The following is a 1,630-nucleotide window of genomic DNA, read 5'->3' on the forward strand; positions in this document are numbered from 1 at the left end:
ACCTCTTCACGCGAACCGCGTCCGGCGGTCGACGTGGGCATCTCGGTGTCGCGTGTCGGCGGTGACGCGCAGGTCAAGTCGATCAAGAAGGTCTCCGGCACGCTCAAGCTCGAGCTCGCGCAGTACCGCTCGCTCGAGGCGTTCGCGATGTTCGCGTCCGACCTCGACCAGGCGTCGCGGCGTCAGCTCGACCGCGGTGCGCGTCTGACCGAGCTCCTCAAGCAGCCGCAGTACTCGCCGTACCCGGTCGAGGAGCAGGTCGTCTCGATCTGGGCCGGCACCAACGGCAAGCTCGACGAGGTCCCGGTGTCGGACGTCCTCCGCTTCGAGTCGGAGCTGCTCGAGCACCTCCGCCGCAACTCGGACATCCTCACCACCCTGCGCGAGACCAACCAGCTCAGCGACGAGACCGTCGCCGCGATGGACCGCGAGATCGACGCCTTCACGAAGGGCTTCCAGACGAGCGACGGCAAGACGCTCGGCTCGGAGCAGTTCGAGTCCGCGTCCTCCGAGGACGTCGACCAGGAGCAGATCGTCAAGGGTCGTCGCTAGATGGCAGCGCAGGTCCGGGTCTACCGACAGAGGATCAAGTCCGCGAAGACCACGAAGAAGGTCACGCGCGCGATGGAACTACGTGGGTGTCGGCGACGGCCTCGTCCGCTCCCGTGGCGGGACCGGGGAGGACCTCCGCGACGATGTCGTGCATGAGGGCGTCCCACGCCCAGTCGCCCGCGGCCGGCTCTGGTCCGTCGACCAGGGCCCGTCGGACGGCATCCGGCGCCGACCCGTCCCCGTCGCCGAGGACCGCGCCGACCCGGACCGACGTGCTGCCGCGGGTGATCCGGTACGTCCCGGGGAGGCGGGTGTCGCGGGTGGCGGCGAACACGACATCGGTCGGGGCGGCCGAGCGGACCGTGGCCGTCGCGGTGTACGGGGACGGGAACAGCAGGCGGCGGGCGACGAGCGCGCCGAGGCCGAAGGTCCCCGCGGCGCCGACGGCGGTCCCGATGGCGGTGGTGCGTGCTCCGGTGGTCATCTCGCTCCTGACGTGTCGTGTTCGGCGGCCGCCGGGACGCTCAGGCCGGCCTCGCGGGCACGGTCCTCGATCTCGACGGCCAGGCGGTGCAGACGGCTCCGCCACTGGCGACGCTGCCACACGATGGTGAAGTACAGGCCCTGGTTGCCCGAGGCGGACTCCAGCCGGTGCAGCTCCGGCTCGAGTGCCCGGAAGCGCCGACGGGCACGGCGCCAGTCGCGGAACTCCCGGACCGCGTCGGGCAGCACCCCGCCGGCGGACCCGAGCGCGAGCAGCACCATCGACCCGAGGAACAGCGGGGTGTACACGACGGACAGCGCGCCGACCGCGTCGTCCTGTCCGAGGACGTGCATCGCGTCCATCGCGACCGCGATCACCGCGAGCAGCACCATCGCGGCCGCTCCGACGACGAAGAGCCAGTACATGCGACCCATGTCCTCGCCCCGGCGGAACGCGGCGAGGACGGCGACCGCGGACCGGGCGATGACGACCGCGATGTAGGTCATCTCGACGGCCGAGTAGAGCGCGGTCGGGAGCTGGTCGCCGTAGACCACCATGAACTGCGCCGTCGGGTGCGGGGCGTCGATCAGCGAG

2 protein-coding genes and 2 pseudogenes are annotated in these 1,630 nt (G+C 71.3%); 2 read left to right on the plus strand and 2 right to left on the minus strand.

The features are described from left to right. Positions 1 to 552, plus strand: a pseudogene (locus I59_RS18320) (F0F1 ATP synthase subunit alpha); the annotation flags it as partial. Beyond that, positions 553 to 648 (plus strand): annotated as a pseudogene (locus tag I59_RS23970) (F0F1 ATP synthase subunit gamma); the annotation flags it as partial. It lies immediately after the preceding pseudogene. Here the strand turns inward: I59_RS23970 and I59_RS23075 are convergent. Then, positions 614 to 1,036: a hypothetical protein gene (locus I59_RS23075; RefSeq protein WP_022905123.1), complete on the minus strand. Its 423-nt coding sequence runs from the start codon at positions 1,034 to 1,036 to the stop codon at positions 614 to 616. The pseudogene I59_RS23970 and the gene I59_RS23075 sit on opposite strands and share 35 nt — an antisense overlap. Next, the coding region (locus I59_RS23080) for a hypothetical protein (protein WP_042726916.1) at positions 1,033 to 1,630 on the minus strand (598 nt) is incomplete at its 5' end. The genes I59_RS23080 and I59_RS23075, both read right to left, overlap by 4 nt.

The sequence above is a fragment of the Curtobacterium sp. B8 genome, from assembly GCF_000333315.1.
GTDB classification, from domain to species: Bacteria; Actinomycetota; Actinomycetes; order Actinomycetales; family Microbacteriaceae; genus Curtobacterium; species Curtobacterium luteum.

Bases quoted from the DNA above. Each gene is read 5' to 3' on its own strand.
- I59_RS23075 (WP_022905123.1), bottom strand. From the start codon at position 1,036: ATGACCACCGGAGCACGCACCACCGCCATCGGGACCGCCGTCGGCGCC.